The organism is Burkholderia sp. FL-7-2-10-S1-D7 (genome assembly GCF_001524185.1).
Taxonomy (GTDB): domain Bacteria; phylum Pseudomonadota; class Gammaproteobacteria; order Burkholderiales; family Burkholderiaceae; genus Burkholderia; species Burkholderia diffusa.
This window is the reverse complement of sequence record NZ_LOWY01000021.1, coordinates 1-947: the sequence shown is the minus strand read 5'-3', so window position 1 is coordinate 947 and position 947 is coordinate 1. Positions and strand designations below refer to the sequence as shown.

Here is a 947-nt window from a genome sequence, read left to right as displayed (position 1 = left end):
AGCGCGGCGATCCGGTCCATCGATTTTTCGGTGATCGTCTCCGCGTGATCGAAGAACCAGTTCAGCCCTTCGAGCGGGATGTCCTTGTTGACCTTCTCGAACACGTCGAGCGCGCGGCTGATCGTTTCGTCGTAGGTCGCATGCATGCGCCACGGCCAGCGGTTCTGCGCGAGCACGCGCACGACGCCTTCGAGATCGTCTTCCATCTGCGCCGGCAGGTCCGGACGCGCAACGCGGAAGTCCTCGAAATCGGCCGCCGAGAACACCAGCATCTCGCCCGCGCCGTTGTTGCGGAAATAGTCGGTGCCGTCGTGATACTTGGTGCTCTTCGTCCAGTTCACGAAGTCTTCCTTCTCGGCGTTCGGCTTCTGCGTGAACAGGTTGTACGCGATGCGGATCGTCATCTCGCCGGCATCGTGCAGCTTGCGGATCACTTCGTAATCGTCGGGGTAGTTCTGCGAACCGCCGCCCGCGTCGATCACGCCGGTCACGCCGAGACGGTTCAGTTCGCGCATGAAATGGCGCGTCGAGTTGTACTGGTATTCGAACGGCAGCTTCGGCCCTTTCGCGAGCGTCGCGTAGAGGATCGACGCGTTCGGGTTCGCGAGCAGCAGCCCGGTCGGGTTGCCCGCGGCGTCGCGCAGGATCGTGCCGCCCGGCGGCTCGGGTGTGTCCTTCGTATAGCCGACCACCCGCAGTGCAGCCGCGTTCAGCAGCGCGCGGTCGTACAGGTGCAGGATGAATACCGGCGTATCGGGCGCGGCCGCGTTGAGTTCCTCGATCGTCGGCAGGCGCTTCTCGACGAACTGGTGTTCGGTGAAACCGCCGACCACGCGCACCCATTGCGGCGCGGGCGTGATCGCGACCTGACGCTTGAGCATGTCCATCGCGACCGCGAGCGACGGCACGCCGTCCCAGCGCAGCTCAAGGTTGTAGTTCAGGCCGCC

1 protein-coding gene is annotated in these 947 nt (G+C 64.4%); it reads right to left on the bottom strand.

Annotated elements, in window-relative coordinates:
- Positions 1-947 (bottom strand): amidohydrolase family protein (locus WS75_RS10440; RefSeq protein ID WP_156429754.1); only part of this gene is annotated, 947 nt, incomplete at both ends.